This window comes from Bradyrhizobium sp. SZCCHNS3002, assembly GCF_032377435.1.
Classification (GTDB): domain Bacteria; phylum Pseudomonadota; class Alphaproteobacteria; order Rhizobiales; family Xanthobacteraceae; genus Bradyrhizobium.
The window spans coordinates 470,784-486,866 of sequence record NZ_JAUHHY010000005.1; the positions used below are offsets into that span (position 1 = coordinate 470,784).

General features: G+C 66.5%; 15 protein-coding genes. 6 read left to right on the forward strand and 9 right to left on the reverse strand.

Annotation, left to right across the window (positions count from 1 at the left end):
* Window positions 1-65: 65 nt before the first annotated feature.
* Complete coding sequence (locus QW845_RS13980; RefSeq protein WP_315802145.1) at window positions 66-2,648, reverse strand: ATP-dependent helicase; 2,583 nt, start codon at window positions 2,646-2,648, stop codon at window positions 66-68.
* A gap of 292 nt (window positions 2,649-2,940) precedes the next feature.
* On the opposite strand from QW845_RS13980, the gene QW845_RS13985 reads away from it, so the two are divergent.
* Complete coding sequence (locus QW845_RS13985) at window positions 2,941-3,114, forward strand: DUF1328 domain-containing protein (protein WP_315802178.1); 174 nt, start codon at window positions 2,941-2,943, stop codon at window positions 3,112-3,114.
* Between the two features lie 83 nt (window positions 3,115-3,197).
* Here the strand turns inward: QW845_RS13985 and QW845_RS13990 are convergent, their stop codons facing one another.
* Genes QW845_RS13990 through QW845_RS14005 form a run of 4 tightly spaced genes read right to left on the reverse strand, consistent with a single transcriptional unit; the run spans window position 3,198 to window position 6,260 of the window.
* Window positions 3,198-3,842, reverse strand: coding sequence for a hypothetical protein (locus tag QW845_RS13990; protein WP_315713402.1), 645 nt, complete (start codon window positions 3,840-3,842; stop codon window positions 3,198-3,200).
* Window positions 3,839-4,597 carry an OmpA family protein gene (locus QW845_RS13995; RefSeq protein WP_315802146.1) on the reverse strand — a complete coding sequence of 253 codons (759 nt, stop codon included), beginning with the start codon at window positions 4,595-4,597 and terminating at the stop codon, window positions 3,839-3,841. Before QW845_RS13995 ends, QW845_RS13990 begins: the two co-directional genes overlap by 4 nt.
* A gap of 1 nt (window position 4,598) precedes the next feature.
* Window positions 4,599-5,360: an MBL fold metallo-hydrolase gene (locus QW845_RS14000; RefSeq protein WP_315802147.1), complete on the reverse strand. Its 762-nt coding sequence runs from the start codon at window positions 5,358-5,360 to the stop codon at window positions 4,599-4,601.
* A gap of 60 nt (window positions 5,361-5,420) precedes the next feature.
* Window positions 5,421-6,260, reverse strand: coding sequence for a roadblock/LC7 domain-containing protein (locus QW845_RS14005; RefSeq protein ID WP_315802148.1), 840 nt, complete (start codon window positions 6,258-6,260; stop codon window positions 5,421-5,423).
* A 260-nt stretch (window positions 6,261-6,520) separates the two neighbouring features.
* Between QW845_RS14005 and QW845_RS14010 the strand changes: the two genes are divergently transcribed.
* Window positions 6,521-8,020, forward strand: a complete 1,500-nt coding sequence (locus tag QW845_RS14010; protein WP_315802149.1) for an amidase — start codon at window positions 6,521-6,523, stop codon at window positions 8,018-8,020.
* Between the two features lie 282 nt (window positions 8,021-8,302).
* The gene (locus QW845_RS14015; protein WP_315802150.1) at window positions 8,303-9,520 is read left to right on the forward strand and encodes an alpha/beta hydrolase; all 1,218 of its coding nucleotides are present in this window, start codon (window positions 8,303-8,305) and stop codon (window positions 9,518-9,520) included.
* A 37-nt stretch (window positions 9,521-9,557) separates the two neighbouring features.
* Here the strand turns inward: QW845_RS14015 and QW845_RS14020 are convergent, their stop codons facing one another.
* Complete coding sequence (locus QW845_RS14020; protein ID WP_315802151.1) at window positions 9,558-10,064, reverse strand: thioesterase family protein; 507 nt, start codon at window positions 10,062-10,064, stop codon at window positions 9,558-9,560.
* Between the two features lie 72 nt (window positions 10,065-10,136).
* Here QW845_RS14020 and QW845_RS14025 point away from each other — a divergent pair, with 72 nt between their 5' ends.
* A complete protein-coding gene (locus QW845_RS14025; protein ID WP_315802152.1) occupies window positions 10,137-11,558 on the forward strand; it encodes an FAD-binding oxidoreductase in 1,422 nt (473 codons plus the stop codon).
* A gap of 170 nt (window positions 11,559-11,728) precedes the next feature.
* Here QW845_RS14025 and QW845_RS14030 read toward each other — a convergent pair whose 3' ends face one another.
* The 3 genes from QW845_RS14030 to QW845_RS14040 all read right to left on the reverse strand — a co-directional run bounded on the left by QW845_RS14030 (window position 11,729) and on the right by QW845_RS14040 (window position 14,392).
* Window positions 11,729-12,001: a GCG_CRPN prefix-to-repeats domain-containing protein gene (locus tag QW845_RS14030; protein WP_315802153.1), complete on the reverse strand. Its 273-nt coding sequence runs from the start codon at window positions 11,999-12,001 to the stop codon at window positions 11,729-11,731.
* A gap of 267 nt (window positions 12,002-12,268) precedes the next feature.
* Complete coding sequence (locus QW845_RS14035; protein WP_315802154.1) at window positions 12,269-12,499, reverse strand: hypothetical protein; 231 nt, start codon at window positions 12,497-12,499, stop codon at window positions 12,269-12,271.
* Between the two features lie 195 nt (window positions 12,500-12,694).
* Window positions 12,695-14,392 carry a SulP family inorganic anion transporter gene (locus QW845_RS14040; protein ID WP_315802155.1) on the reverse strand — a complete coding sequence of 566 codons (1,698 nt, stop codon included), beginning with the start codon at window positions 14,390-14,392 and terminating at the stop codon, window positions 12,695-12,697.
* Window positions 14,393-14,645: 253 nt separating this feature from the next.
* On the opposite strand from QW845_RS14040, the gene QW845_RS14045 reads away from it, so the two are divergent.
* On the forward strand, window positions 14,646-15,371 hold the full coding sequence (locus QW845_RS14045) for a hypothetical protein (protein WP_315802156.1): 726 nt from the start codon (window positions 14,646-14,648) through the stop codon (window positions 15,369-15,371).
* 1 nt (window position 15,372) lies between these two features.
* Window positions 15,373-15,909 (forward strand): hypothetical protein, encoded by a 537-nt coding sequence (locus QW845_RS14050; protein WP_315802157.1) that lies wholly within the window; start codon window positions 15,373-15,375, stop codon window positions 15,907-15,909.
* The last annotated feature ends 174 nt before the right edge of the window (window positions 15,910-16,083 follow it).

A 16,083-nucleotide genomic window follows, 5' to 3' on the forward strand; every position in this document is an offset into this window, starting at 1 on the left:
CATACGATGCACGCTGCCATGGTCAAGGCCTAACCAAGGCGAAGTGCGGCGGCGTGGCCGCCGGGTCACGCCCGCTGCACGAAGCTGTCGACGACGTGTTTCTCGCCGGCCTTGTCGAACGCGATGGTCAGCTTGTTGCCGTCGATCTTGACGACGTGGCCATAGCCGAACTTCTGATGGAAGACGCGGTCGTCGAGGGCGAATTCCGACGTCGTGCCGGTGGATTTCGCCACCAGCTCGCCCTCGATGGTCATCGGTCCGCGCTTGCCGCGGCCGAAATTACCGCCGAAGCCGCTGCCGAACGGATCACGGCCCGAGAACGGCGACGGCTCTTCCTTGAAGCCGCTCTCCGACGAACCGCGTGCCGCGCCCGGCCGACGCGCCTGTGCGCGCTGCCAGCCCGGCGTGGAATAGCTCGATCCGAACGATTCGACGTTGTCGAAGCGCGACGGACCGTAGCCGCCAGCACCGCCCCAGCCCGAGCCGCCCTTCGATTCGGTGATCTCGACGCTCGCCGCGGGCAGCTCGTCGAGAAAGCGCGACGGAATGGTCGTGGTCCAGGTGCCGTGGATGCGGCGGTTGGTGGCGAAATAAATCTTGGCGCGACGCCGTGCGCGGGTCAGGCCGACATGGGCGAGGCGGCGCTCCTCTTCCAGCCCGGCGCGGCCCTGTTCGTCGAGCGTGCGCTGGCTCGGGAACAGGCCTTCCTCCCAGCCCGGCAGGAACACGTTGTCGAACTCCAGCCCCTTGGCCGAGTGCAACGTCATCAGCGACACCGCTTCCTCGTCGGCTGCGCCCTCGCGGTCCATCACCAGCGAGATGTGCTCGAGGAAGCCGTGCAGGTTCTCGAACTCCTCCATCGAGCGGACGAGCTCCTTGAGGTTGTCGAGGCGGCCGGCGGCATCGGCCGAGCGGTCCTTCTGCCACATCTCGGTGTAGCCGCTCTCGTCGAGCACGATCTCGGCGAGCTCGGTATGTGGCGTCACCTCGCGCTGGGCGCGCCAGCGCTCGAACTGCAGGATCAGCCCTCGCAGCGAGCCGCGTGCCTTCGGCTTCAGCTCGTCGGTCTCGACCACCGCGCGCGCCGCCTCGAACAGCGGGATGCGGCGCTTGCGGGCGTGGTCGTGCAGCATCTGCACGGTGGCATCGCCGAGCCCGCGCTTCGGCACGTTGACGATTCGCTCGAAGGCGAGATCGTCGGCCGGCGAGTTGATGACGCGCAGATAGGCCAGCGCATCGCGAATCTCGGCGCGCTCGTAGAAGCGCGGGCCGCCGATGACGCGATAGGGCAGGCCGAGCGTGACGAAGCGGTCCTCAAACTCGCGCATCTGGTAGGACGCGCGCACCAGGATCGCGATGTCGTTGAGATGCTCGCCCTTGCGCTGCAGCTCCTCGATCTCCTCACCGATGCCGCGCGCTTCCTCTTCCGAATCCCAGGCGCCGGTGACGGTGACCTTCTCGCCCTCGACGTCCTCGGTGTGCAAGGTCTTGCCGAGCCGGCCTTCGTTGTGCGTGATCAGATGCGAGGCGGCGGCGAGGATGTGCCCCGTGGAGCGGTAGTTGCGCTCGAGGCGAATGACCTTGGCGCCGGGAAAGTCGTGCTCGAAGCGCAGGATGTTGTCGACCTCGGCGCCGCGCCAGCCATAGATCGACTGATCATCGTCGCCGACGCAGCAGATGTTCTTGAGGGCGGGGGCGGAGCTAGGCGCGGCAACACTTCTGTCGTCATCACCGGGCCGACGCGGAGCGTCGAGACCCGGTGATCCATCTTCTTCCGAAGACGTGATGGATTGCCGGGTCGAGCCCGGCAATGACGAGCCGGAGGACGACGGCGCCTGCGACAGCAGCCGCAGCCAGAGATATTGCGCGACGTTGGTGTCCTGATACTCGTCGACCAGGATGAACTTGAAGCGACTCTGATATTGCCTGAGCACGTCCGGGTTCTCGCGGAACAGCCGGATGCTCTCGAGCAGCAGGTCGCCGAAATCGGCGGCGTTGAGAATCTTCAGCCGCTCCTGATAGCTCGCATAGAGCTTGCCGCCCTTGCCGTTGGCGAACACCGCGGCCTCGCCCGAGGGCACCTGGGACGGCGCCAGGCCGCGATTCTTCCAGCCGTCGATCAGCCCGGCCAGCATGCGCGCCGGCCAGCGCTTGTCGTCGATGTTCTCGGCCTGCAGCAATTGCTTGAGCAGGCGGATCTGATCATCGACGTCGAGCACGGTGAAATTGGACTTGAGCTGCACCAGCTCGGCATGGCTGCGCAGGATGCGGCCGGAGATCGAGTGGAAGGTGCCGAGCCACGGCATGCCCTCGACCGCCTGTCCGAGCATCTCGGCCAGCCGCGTCTTCATCTCGCGCGCGGCCTTGTTGGTGAAGGTCACCGACAGAATCTCACTCGGCCTCGCGCGGCCCTGGCTCAGAATATGCGCGATGCGCGTGGTCAGCACGCGGGTCTTGCCGGTGCCCGCGCCGGCGAGCACCAGCACCGGGCCATCGAGCGTCTCGACCGCCTCGCGCTGCTCCGGATTGAGGCCCGCCAGATAGCGCGCACCACCGGTCGCGGCGGCGCGGGCGCGCGCGGCAATGCCGCCGGCAACGGGCTGGTGGTCGGGCGCAGGAAAAGGGCTCACGCGGTTGGGCTCGGTCATCAGCGAATCAGTCTCGTCCCTCGGATGGCATCATATGACGGCATCGCGAGGTCTGCAGGAAGGAGCCCTCATAGCAGGGATTGACGGCTATATGGGGCCGGCAGCGGCGTTTTACAGCCCTAAATCGGGGCAGACGGACGTCTGCTCCAGCCTCGGCGGGCTTTTGTTCCGGCAGATCGCGAATTTTTACCGGCCCGCGCGGCCGGAACCTTTGTTCCAAGCCACGATTGTTCTGGCAACGGCGCAAGCTCCGCGTCGCTTTGAACCGCAATCGAGAGACAGAGGTCGTGTCATGTTAGGCTGGGTTGTCACCTTCCTGGTTATCGCATTGATCGCCGGCATTCTCGGCTTCGGCGGCGTCGCCGGTGCCTCCATCGAGATCGCCAAGATCATCTTCTTCATCGCCGTCGTGCTGTTTCTGGTTTCGGCCGTCGTGGGCCTCGCCCGCGGCCGCAGCCGCGTGTAGTCGGCCTCATCCCTGACAATGAGGTCGGCGAAGGGCGCAGTGCCTCTCAAGAGGTGCTGCGCTCTTTGCGTTTTGAGGAGGTGTCAGGCCGGCGCCGTCAGCGCGACCTGCACCTTGGCGAGCGCCGGATCGAGCGCCACGGAGGCGAGGCGCGTATCGTTGGAGAGCGCGGTCAGAGTGAGCGTCTGGTCCTGCACGCGGAAGATCCGGCACAGCGTCGTCGCCTCGGAGGCGTCGCGCAGCATCACCGACAACGGCGCGATATGGGTCTCGTCGGCGATCTTCTCCGCCACCAGCGCAAGCCGCGTCGCCGCTGCCGCAAGCTGCTCGGTGCGGTGGGCGGTCGTATTGGCCGCGAGCGGCAGGCCTTCCTCGTTGGTGAGCAGCACGGTCTGGAAGCGGCCGACCTCGGCGATGCGGTCGAGCAGCGGCACCAGCTCGCGGCGCCGGCCCGGCCGGCTCGCGAGCTGCGCCAGATCCAGCGAGATGCGCTCACGCTCGACCAGCGGCGCCAGCACGTCCTCGATCGCGCTGCGCAGGCTGGTCTCCCGCTCAATGGCGTCGTGGCTGCTCTGCTCCTGCAACTGGTCGAGGCTGGCCGCCTGCATCTGCACCTGCCGCCGCAGCAGCTCGCGGGACAGCGCGCCCTGGCGGGCGCCGAACAGATAGCCCGAGGTCAGCAGCAGGATGGCGGCGCCGAGGCCGCTCACGATGGCATAGATCGTCATGGTCGCTTCGTCGCTGTGAGTTGACTGCAATCATCGACGCCCGCAATGCGCAGCACGGCCTTGCGGTCGCCCGCGACCGCCAGGGCATCGCCGCGCGCCTCGCCGGCGCCGGCGGCGCGCACCGACATCCGCTGCGCCGGGAGACCCTCGCGCTTCAATTGGGCCGCGATCTCCTTGGCGCGCGAATAGCTGAGCAGCACGTTCAGATCCTCGGTGCCGCTGGCGTCGGTATGGCCCTCGATGATGATGGTCGCATCGCCGTGGCGCGCGAGCGTGCGTTGCAGGATCGCCAGCGACCGCTTCATGTCGGCAGGGTTCGGTCGGGCGCTGCCGCGCTCGAAGCCGACCGCCAGCGGGGCGAAGCACTCGGCGGAGGGCTTCGCGGGGCTCAGGGGCTCAGGAATCGCTGCGGGAACGACGGGCGGAGCCGGTGGCGCGATTACGACGGGAGCGGGCGGCGTCGGCGGCGCCGCGACCGGTGCCGGGTCGACGATCCGCGCCTCCCGTCGCTTGGGCGCCGCGTCGGCAATGCGGTCGTCGCGCTGCGGCACGGCCATCACCGGCATTGCCGCCGTCGCGACCGGCGGCGTAGCGATGCCTTGCTGCCAGAGCGCTGCCGACATGACGGCGATCAGGGTGCCGGCGACGGCGAAGGCCGCGGCGAGCCAGATCGGCGCCTCCTCGCCGGCCACGGTGCACGCATCGACGCGCATCGCGGGCGGAGGCGGAATGGAGTTCGGGGAGGGCGCCAGCATGTCAGCCCACGGGCACCTTGAACTTCGGCGTGATCAGGTCGATGCCGCATTCGAGCCCCGCGCACCAGGCAATGAACTGGCGCGACATTGCAGCATCCGGAAACAGCGCGCCGTGCTGCGGGGCGATGATCTCGATGTCGAGCGTGCTCACCATCTGCGCCCACGCCTTCATGACGCGGTTGGAGACCATGTAGCGGCGGTGAAAGCCTTCCATGAAGCGCGTATGCGCCTTGAAGTCGCGCACGACGGTGTAGTCGACGCCGATCGAAGCGCCGAGGTCGCCGCTGTAGAGGATCTTCGAGATCGGATCGTAGAGCTGGAAATTGCCCTCGCTGTGCAGGAAGTGCGCCGGCAGCGCATACAGCCTGCTGCCGGCGAGATCGAACACCATGCCTTCATCGGGGATCGGCTTCAGCCGGTCGGCGACGATGTGGTCGAAGCCGAAATGCGGCACGAAGCGGGTCCACAGCTCCGAGATGTAGGCGTCGGCGTCGGTCGTCATCAGCCAGCCGTTGATGGCTGCGACGATGTCGGGATCCTGGTGCGACAGGAACAGATATTTCAGCCGCCCGCCCGCGAGCTCGCTGAAGGTCTCGCTGAGCACCCTGGAATAGACCTTGTGGCCGCCCGGATCGAGCAGCATGCCGATGCGGTCGTGGATGATCAGATGCTGGTTCGCCTGCACCGCGAGGTCGCCGGCGCCGAAATCCTCCAGCAGGATGTTCTTGTGAACGCCGTCGTCATAGAGGACGGTATTGGCCATGAAATGACTCCCCGCCGGCGCCGCGCGATCGCCGCGCGCCGGCTCATTGACGACGATGCGCTACAGCACCTTCTGCAGCGACCGGACGGCTTCGCGCATGTCGAAGAAGGTTAAGCCCAGCTTGCTGTTCTCGTTGGTGAGCGCGAGCAGCAGCGCGCCGCGGCCGGCGCTGACCAGCACGGCGTAGCCGGACTCGCCGCGGATGATGACCTCCTGCAGATGGCTGCGGCCGAGCTCCATGGCGGCGCGGCCGCCCAGCGACAGCAAGGTCGCGGTCATGCCGGCGACCCGCGTCTCCTCCATGTCGGCCGCGAGCACGCTCGCGATCATCAGCCCGTCCTCCGAGATCAGCGCGCAGGCCTCGACCCCGAACGAGTCGCTCTGCAGCTTGCGCAGGACGCGGTTGATTTCATCGAGTCGTGACATCGGCTTCTCCTCGACGGCGCGCGGGGCAAACTTGGAATGAAACTGACTTTGAGCCATGGCGGGGTCCTGGTCATCATCTTGAGCTGTTGAAACGGAAGCGGCGGGAATGTCGATCTGTGCAGTAACGGCGGAGGGATACAGCGGGTCATCCGGGACCAGCGTCGTCGTCTGTTCCGGACTGCCGTCCGGTGTCGTCAGCGCGCGCGTCTCGATCGTATCAACCGCGTCGTCGAGCGCGCGCTGCTCGGCCTTGATGCGTGATCGCGAGACCGGCGGATCCATCGCCTGCAACTGGGTCACGAGCGCCTGGCGGGCCGACTGGTAGACTTCGGCTCGGCGTTCGGGGGAGGAATCCGGCAGGTTCTCCATCGCGCGCGACAACAGGATGAAGTAGTCGGCGGTGGTCACGGGCAGGGCCGCCGCATCCTCATGCGGACCGTGCGCTCGGCTCAGCAGGCTTGCGAGGCGTCCCATCGCTCTCTCGTCAACTCTACGCAACTAACGATGCGTAAGGTTAGGTCGGCACAAGAGACGCGACGAATGATCTGAATCAAATTAACTAAAATCGGGACCAAGCTGCGCAATCCGGCCCTCGTTCCGACCGGGGTTGATCATCATGTCGCCGTGATTGCCCCGATTGGGCCGCATTGACGCCGCGTTCGGCGCAACTGCGCCTCGGTTGCAGCCAGAATCAGCTACGATCACGGCAACGATTGCGGTGCGGGGAGGGCGGCGTGAACTTCGGGGACTATGTGCAGCGAGATGCAACGGCGCTTGCCGCCGCGGTGAAGGACGGCGAGACCCATGCGGCCGAGCTGCTGCAGCTCGCGCTGGTACAGAACGAGCGGGCCCAGCCGCGGACCAACGCCGTCTGCAGGCTGATGGAGGGCGAGGCCCGTGCGCAGCTTGCCAAGCCCGCCACCGGCCCGCTCACCGGCGTACCGTTCCTGATCAAGGATTGTGCCCAGGACTATGCGGGCCTGCCCACGGCCTATGGCAGCAAGGCGCTGTCCGGCTTCGCCGCCGCCGAGCATGCCTCGGTCGTCAGGCGGTATCTCGAAGCCGGCCTGGTGATCTTCGGCAAGACCAACCTGCCGGAGCTCGCGCTGAAGGGCGTCAGCGACTCCCGCGCTTTTGGCCGCGTCGGCAACCCCTGGAATCCCGCGCATACGCCGGGTGGCTCCAGCGGCGGTGCTGCGGCGGCGGTCGCCTCGGGCGTCGTGCCGATGGCCGCCGGCAATGATGGCGGCGGCTCGATCCGCATTCCCGCCGCCTGCTGCGGCCTGTTCGGGCTGAAGCCGTCGCGCGGCCTGATCTCGTCGGGCCCGGGCTTCGGTGAGTATTGGTTCGGCGCCTCGAGCGAGGGCGTGCTGTCGCGCAGCGTTCGCGACACCGCGCTCGCGCTCGACGTCATCGCGGGCAGCGAGCCCGGCGATCCCTTTCTCACCGCCGAGCCCGGCGTGGTCTATGCCAATGCGGTCGCGCGTGACCCCGGCCGCCTGTGCATCGGCTACACGGCGGCGTCGCCGATCGGGACCGAGGTGCATGCCGAGGCGAAGCTTGCGGTCGACAACGCCGTGAAGCTGCTGCGGGGCCTCGGTCACGAGGTCGAGGAGGCCACCCCCGACATCGACGGCGCCGCGCTCGCGACCTCGTTCCTGCACATCTATTTCGGCCAGGTCGCGGCGCTGGTCGCCGACGCGCGCGGCAAGGGCGCCAGGCGCGAGGAGTTCGAGCTGCTGACGCGGGTGCTGTCGACGCTCGGCGGCGCGATCTCGGCCGGCGCGCTGACGACGCAGCTGCTCAAATGGAACGAGTTCGCTCGCGCGCTCGCGCGCTTCCATGCGCGCTACGACCTGCTGCTGACACCGACGCTCGCACACCCTCCGATCCGGCACGGCGAGGGCGATCCGAGCACGGCCGAACAGACCCTGCTCGACATGCTCGACCGCATCGGCCTGCTCGGGCTGCTGACGCGCTGGGGCCTGCTCGACGGCATGATCGACAAGATCGCCCGCGACAGCCTGCAATATGTCCCGTTCACGCAGCTCGCCAATCTGACGGGAACGCCGGCGATGAGCGTGCCGCTGCACTGGACCGCCGACGGCCTGCCGCTCGGCGTGCAGTTCACAGGCCGGCTCGGCGACGAGACGAGACTGTTGCAGCTCGCCCGCCAGCTCGAGCAGGCGCAGCCCTGGTTCGCGCGCTTGCCCGACTGGGTGATGCAGGGCTGACCAGACGAGATGGGCCGGTTTGCGCAGCGCGGTCGTGCGTCGCAAGACGCCGTGCGCATCCATCGCGATTGCGTGCGCGCTGTTTGTGGTGTTCTATCTGAGGTGGAGCGCGGTTGCGGAAGCCGCGCCGGTTCGGCGACGTTGTTCAGACGGCGACGTTGTTCGGATCCGGCCCATCGCGCGTGACTGCCGTGGTGCGGAAGCCATTTCGCGCCGCTTCCGACGATCCGCTCGTCCGGTGCCGTGCCATGCTTGCTGGCGATATTCTCAGAGGGCGGGATCATGAACGTCACGGTCTATTTCGCGACCAACAGGCAACCGATCACGGCTGAAGGCACGAATCAGATTACCGGGTTCAGCTCCGAGCTCGGTCCCGTCAACGGCTTGAACATCAGGTATGGCCGGGCCGAGATCGCCGTCGATCTGCAGGCATCGAGCTATGACCTGGTGCCTGGATCGCTTCATGTCGAGGACGAGCAACTGATCTTTCCGCAAGGCTCCCGAGCCGTCCTCGGCAGCAATACGATCTTCGGCGCCCTGCGTACCGACATGCTGGCGAAGGCGCAGCCGACGATCGCGTTCATTCACGGCTTCAGCAACAGCTTCGTCGACTCGATCGAACGCGCCGGGTGGATCTCGGCGTTCTACGGGATCGACGCCAACATGTTCGTGTTCAGTTGGCCGTCGGTGGCCTCGCCGGTCGGCGTGCCGCTGCCGTTTGTGGACTACCAGCACGATCGCAAGACGGCGGCGGCGTCCGGCCCGGCCGTGGCGCGCACGCTGCGGCGTCTCTATGATTTCGTCGACGGGCTGCCGGAGAGCGAGCGCTGCAACCAGAGCATTCATCTCGTCTGTCACAGCATGGGCGTCTATGTCCTGCGCAATGCGTTGCAGGCTCTGATGCAGATGCCTGACCCGGTCGCCGGCGCGGCCATGGCCGGCAGCGTTCCGGCGATGGTGCGGATGGGCGTAACGCAGCCGTCCCTGACCGGATTGCGCAGGACCTTCGACAAGATCGTGCTCGCGGCGGCCGACGAGGACGCGGACGCGTTCGACGACCCGGCGAAGCTGAAATATCTGCCGCGCACCGCGAGCAGCGTGACGGTCTATCACTCGACCAAGGATTGGGTGCTCAACACGCTGAGCGCGGGCACGAAGTTCAATGGTCCGCGGCTCGGCAATGACGGCCCCGACAACATGGGCAGCATCAGCGACAAGGTCACCGCGGTGGATTGCTCTGACGTCACGTCGTTCGCGCAGGACCCGCAGGAGCACCAGTATTATCGCATCTTTCCGGTCGTCCGTGACGACATCGTCCAGGTCCTGAGCGGCGTGCCGCAGAACCAGGTCGGCAACCGCGATCCGGCCGGGTCGGGGCGCTACCGCATCCGGCCGCAGGCTCGCTTGGCCGTCAGGGTCACCAGTCCCAAGCCGCGCATCGCGAAGGCGCGCGTCGCCAAGTCAGGTGCTGCGAAGAAGAGGGCGGCCGGCGGGAGCTGAGCGCGGGACGCCGGCGCGCCCGCATGGCCCGCTGGTCCTACTTGCGCGGCATGCCGATGGCGCGGCCGAGCCCGTCGGGCTGCGGCAGCGCGGCATGGGCCCGCAGCACGCGGGCGATGTTGGCCTGGATGTCCAGCGGAAACGGCGCGACCTTGCGCTTGGTCATGTCGATGTGCACCGACATGTTCTCCGAGGTCGCCGAGACCCAGCCTTCCTCGGCATGGCGCAGCTCCTCGAAGGTGTGCAGCCGCTTCTCGTCGGCCGCGATCAGCCAGACGGCGACCTGGACGGGATCGCCGAGATGGATCTCGCGCAGATAGCGCACGTGGCATTCGGCGGTGAAGGTCGAGCCCTGGCGCTCCTTCATATAGGCGGGGCCGATACCGAGCTCGGCCCAGATCTGGTCGATCGCGCGGTCGAACATCACGTTGTAGTAGGCCATGTTGAGATGGCCGTTGTAGTCGATCCATTGCGGCTCGATCTGCATGACCTGTGACAGGAACGGCCCGGCCTCCTGCGTCGTGGGCACTGCATTATCGCTCATCGGCTCTTCCGTTTGCTCCCTTGACCCCTGTTGCGTCCTTTGCCACGGTCCGCCCAACTTTCGGAGGAAGCAGTGGCGACGACGATCCCCCATCACGATTTGAAGCGGCCCGCGCCGGAGGCGCTCAAGAGCGCGCTCGACGCACTCGCGGCCCGCTTCGGCAACCGGCTCATCACCTCGCAGGCCGTGCGCGAGCAACATGGCCATACCACGACCTGGCTGCCGACGCAGCCGCCGGATGGCGTGGTGCTGGCGCAGGAGACCGCCGACATCCAGGACGTCGTCCGCATCTGTGCCCCCCGAGGCGTGCCGATCATTCCGTTCGGCACCGGCACCTCGCTGGAGGGCCAGGTCAATGCGCCGGCCGGTGGCATCTGCATCGACATGCGCGACATGAACAAGGTGCTGGAGGTGCATGCCGAGGACCTCGACTGCGTGATCCAGCCCGGCATCACCCGCAAGACCTTGAACGAATATCTGCGCGACCAGGGCCTGTTCTTCCCGATCGATCCCGGCGCCGACGCGTCCCTCGGCGGCATGGCCTCGACCCGCGCCTCCGGCACCAATGCGGTGCGCTACGGCACCATCCGAGAGAACGTGCTGGCGCTGAAGGTCGTGCGCGGCGACGGCGAGATCATCAAGACCGGCACCCGCGCCAAGAAGTCCGCGGCCGGCTACGATTTGACGCACCTGTTCATCGGCGCCGAGGGCACGCTCGGCATCATCTGCGAGATGACGATCCGCCTGCGCGGCATCCCCGAGACCATCGCCGCGGCGTCGTGCTCGTTCGAGACGGTGCGGGGCGCCTGCCAGGCGACGATCCTCGCGATCCAGACCGGCATTCCGGTGGCGCGCATCGAGCTGCTCAATGCAGCGCAGGTCAAGGCCTGCAACGCCTATTCCAAGCTGACGCTGCCGGAGACGCCGCTGCTGCTGCTCGAGTTCCACGGCAGCGAGGCCGAGGTCGCCGAGCAGTCGAAGAACTTTGCCGAGATCGCCAGGGAGTGCGGTGGCGGCGACTTCGCCTGGACCACCAAGCCGGAAGACCGCACCAAGCTGTGGCAGGCGCGTCACGATGCCTATTGGTCCGTGAAGGCGATCCGGCCCGGTGTCGGCGTGGTCGCGACCGATGTCTGCGTGCCGATCTCCAGGCTCGCGGACTGCGTCACCGAGACCGAGGAGGACCTCGCGCGTCTCAGGCTGACCTCGCCGATCGTCGGCCATGTCGGCGACGGCAATTTCCACTGCTCCTTGATGTGCGACGTCGACGACGCCGACGAGATGGCGCGCGGCGACGAGTTCATGCATCGCCTCGTCGAGCGCGCGCAGGCCATGGGCGGCACCTGCACCGGCGAGCACGGCATCGGCCAGGGCAAGCAGAAATATCTCGAGTCCGAGCTCGGCCCGGAAGCGCTCGATGCGATGCGCGCGGTGAAGCAGGCGCTCGATCCGCAGAACATCTTCAATCCAGGCAAGATCATCCCGGCGCGCTGATCGGCAATCCAAGCCGAGCTGGGATTTGGGTTCGGCGTGCAGGCCCGCTGCTCACATAGGGCTGCTGCTCACATCTCCCAGCCCGCGGGAGATGTCGGAATGCATCACGATTCACCAAATAGAAAACGCCGCCGCGTTCGACACGCGGCGGCGCTTTGTTTCCGTGCAGATCAACGGCAGACGCGGCGCGGTCCCCACGGGGTCGGCCGGACCCAGCAGGTGCGCGGGCCGAAGCCGCCATAACCGTAGGGGCGATAGACGCGCGGGGCGGGCCGGCAACGGCCCCAACGGTCGGGGAACCAGCCGGGACCGCAGCCGCCGGCGACGCGCTCGACATTGCCGTCCGGAGCAGCCGGCTGGGCCGGCAGCGTGAAGGCCTGCGCGGCCGACGCGCCCAGCATGACGGTCGCGGCGAGCAGGGCGGAGGTGAACAGATTGCGCATTGCAGTGCGGTCCTCTCGTTGGTTTCGAAGCAGTGCAGTCCTTAGACGTCCTCGGACAGGATTTGGTTTCGCAATTTTTTCGACGCCGCGAAACCTCTTCCTAGTACCATAGAGACCTCCACGACACCGATCGCGCGATGCAGCTCTGCTGATCATGGAGCGCATCGCTACGGCATCGTCGCCATCTTAGGATATTCTAGCAGACATTCGCTGCAAGGAACATGAACGACGAGCGACGTCTGCCGCCGGCTTTCGTCGCAGCCGGCATCATTTGCCGCCCGGCTGCGCCTTCGCGTCCTTCAGCGCCGTCTTGCAGCCGTCGGAGAGCTTATCGAACTTCTCGATCATGCATTGCTTGATGCGGCCGCCGCCCGGCATGATTCCCGTACAAAGCGTGCGCACGTCGTCGCCGCACGCCTGGCGCATCGCGCTCCTGTCCTGAGCCTGGGCGGCAGCGCTGAAGATGACTATCAACAGCAGCGGAAACAGCTTGTGCATGATCGATGATTCCTCTCTTGCCGCGGCCGACGCGCCGGGCCTTGTGAGGCTGCTGTCTCGCCGATCAATTTAGCAGGCATATGTCGAGCGTCGCCGCAACGTGTAACGGTTTGTATCACGAGGTCACTGCGCGCAAGCGTCCGCTTGGTCCCGGAGACGTCGTTCGACCACGGCGGTGCTCGTGCCGCCATTCCCTCAAGCGTGCATATCCGAGGCACTGCCCCGCAGCTTCTGCAGCGCGTGATCGACGCTGTGGAACACGCGCTCCCGCGGCAGCACGTCGTACAGGCCGAACCGTTCGAAGGCCGCCTGGGCCCGCAGCGACTCCAGCCGCGCCACCGCGAACACGATGCCGGCCTCGTTGCAGATATGGATCATGTCGCGCAGGGTCTGCGCGGCGGTGAAATCGATCTCGACGATGGCGCTGGCCTCGAACACCACCAGCCGCGGCTTGCGGCTGCGCAGCAGGCGCTGCATGTCGGCGCGGAACGTCGCCGCATTGAGGAAGCTGAGCGGGGCCTGGAAGCCGACCACGGCGATGTCGGACAGCTCCTCGCCTCTGATCTGCGGATGCGCCGGCCACCAGATCGTCGTGTCTGGCACGCGTTCGAAGGCGATGAGGTGGGCGCGCGTCGTGCTCCAGATGCCGTGCAGCAGCGACAGCGCGATGCCGATCGCGACGCCCTGCTCGATCGGCAGCGCGATGATCGCCACCGCGGTGGCGAGGATGAGCAGGAACTCGCCCTTCGACGCACGATAGACGCTGGTGATCTGCGCGACGCGGATGATGCGCAAGGCCACGAACAGCAGCACGCCGCCGAGCGCCGCCTCCGGCACATTCGCAAGCAGCCGGGCGCCGAACAGCACGAGCAGCAGCACGATCGCGGCGGCGAGCAGGCCTGCGACCTGCGACCGGCCGCCGGTCTCGACCACGATGCCGGTGCGCGGCGGGCTGGCATTGACGGGGAAGGCGCCGAACAATCCGGCCAGCAGGCTGCCGGCGCCGGCGCCGAGGAAGTCGCGGTCGACGTCGGCCGGCCGGTCGGGATCGGAGGGGAACGAGCGCGTCGTCGCCGAGGTCTGCACCATCACCACGACGGCGATCAGGAAGGCGAGGGGGACCAGCTTCGCCCATTGTTCCGGTCCGATCAGCGGCACGGACGGCATCGGCACCGTGCCGGCGATCTCGCCGATGACGGGCACGCCACCGCCCTGCAGCCCGGCCGACATCACGAACAGGGTCGCGGCCGTCAGCGCGATCAGCGCGCCGGGTATGCGGGCGCTGATCCGCTCGCAGACCGTGATGGTCGCGAGCACGCCGAAGCCGATGAGCATCGTGTATGCGTTGGACTTGCCGAGCTCGCCCGCGAGGGTCGCGATCCGCGCCAGCGTCGGCCCGCTCGGTGACGGCAGGCCGAGCACGCCCGGCAATTGTGAGACGATGATATGCACGGCAATGCCGGCGAGGAAGCCCACGGTGACCGGCACCGACAGCAGGTTGGCGATGCCGCCGAGCTTGAAGCCGCCGGCCAGCACCAGCATGACCCCGACCAGCAGCGCCAGCGCCGCGGCCAGGCTGCCGTATTCGGGCGTGCCGCCGGCCGCAAGCAGCGCCAGGCCGCCGGCGAAGATCGGCGTGATCGTGGAATCGGCGCCGCAGGACAGGAAGCGGTTGGCGCCGAACAGCGCAAACCCCAGCGATCCCGCCATGAAGGCGAAGAAGCCGATCTCGGGCGCGAAGCCGCCGAGCTTGGCGGTCGCCATCTGCTCGGGGATCGCGATCGCCGCCAGCGTCAGTCCGGCGGCGAGATCGGCGGGCAGGGCGCTCAACCGGTAGGATTGCAGGGAGCGGAGCAGCGTCCATGGACGCCCGGCCGCAGTCTGGTCTGTCATGAGTTTCTACGTCTCCGGACGTCGCTGCAGGCGGCAGAGCCACAGCCCGATCATCCTCGATGGCACGGCTGGATCGGGCAGCGCAACAGCGCAGGTGCAATTGCCCGCACGGCAGGACGGACTTGCAAGAACGTTGGAGTTGGCATCATTATTCTCTAATTCGGATTGGTTTGGATACTCGATTTGAGGCCCCCGAGGTCTCCATTGCCTGCAGCCTGCGAGACGGGGCTTCGTCTCACGACGGGATACGCCATTGTACAAGGTCGTCTTCCACCGGCTGATCTGGTTTCCGTATCGCCCCGAGCATGCGCTGGTGGGGCCGCTGCTGATGGCGCTGCTGTTCTTGGTGGCCGCAACCGGAGCAATCAAGGCCATCGATATTTTCACCTCGCTCGGCACGCAGGCCGCGGGGCACGAAGCGCGCATCACGGTCGTCGTCTTGCTCCTGTGCCTGGTCGTATGCATCAACGCCGCAAGAGCGGACTACATCTCGGTCGTCGCGGCGATCATTCCCTGCCTCGTCACGGTCTTGGTGGTCACTGTGCTGAGCTTGCTCGGAACCTGGCCCAGATCGGACATGAACGCCGCGCTGATGCAGGCCAGCGTATCAGCATTCGCCGCCCTGTCGCTGATCGGCCGGCTCGTGCAGTCGGGCGGACCGGACCTCGGAAAAATCGGGGTGCTCTGGCGACGGGCAAAGGCCCATGTCCGCCGTCTCAAGGATACGGACGTCCAAAAGACGGATTTCAAGGTGAAGCGGGCGGAGCTGGTCGAAGACGTGGAGTCGCTCGCCAAGGAGCTGAAGGAGGCCGCCTCGCAGCTTGTCGAGCCGGGGTTGCCCAGGGGGGTGGAAAAGAAGCTCCGATCCTTCATTGCCTACAGCAAGATGGCCAGCCATGCCGACTTCATGGCGGCTGCGACGCAAGGTCAGGAGTCGCTCGTCGAAACTCTGACGGTGTTGAATCAGGGGCTTAGATAAGATGCGCGAAGTCATTCCTCTCTATTTCGCCACGCTCGACGGCGAGCAGCCATGTGCCTGGTCCCCCTTCGGCGTTCCGATGCGGCAGATGCAGGATTGCAAGAAGGAGATCATGCAGTCGAAGTACTCCAATTCGAAGCATTTCAGCGTCTCCATCTTGTGCGAGAAGCACGAAGCCATCCCGGACGAAGCGCTGTCGCAGACCATCGGGTGTCTGATCGACGCAAAATACCTGAAGCCGGAGAACAGGCGCTACATCGACGGCCAGTTCGTCGAGTTCAGCAACCGCCTGGACAGGGAGAAAATCGCGATATTGGGATTCGAGATCTACATCGTGGCCTCCGACCAGGAGCCGGAATGCGATCTCGATCGTGCCATGGAGTTCAAGGACAGGCTGATCCTGGCAGGCTTCGATCCTGACCGGCTCAGGGTCGATGTCGTCAGCGACCAGGCTTGCCTGACCAAGATATCCAAGCTGCGTCTCGTCAACATCAGGCATATGCAGAAAGCGATCAGTCTGCCGATGTTGAAGCCCTAGGAGGTCGTCGAGAATGGCAGCCAAGGACATCAAATTCGCCGGTGAAGCCCGCGACCGCATGCTGCGCGGCGTGGACATCCTCGCCAATGCCGTGAAGGTCACGCTCGGTCCGAAGGGCCGCAACGTCGTCCTCGACAAGTCGTTCGGCGCGCCGCGCATCACCAAGGACGGCGT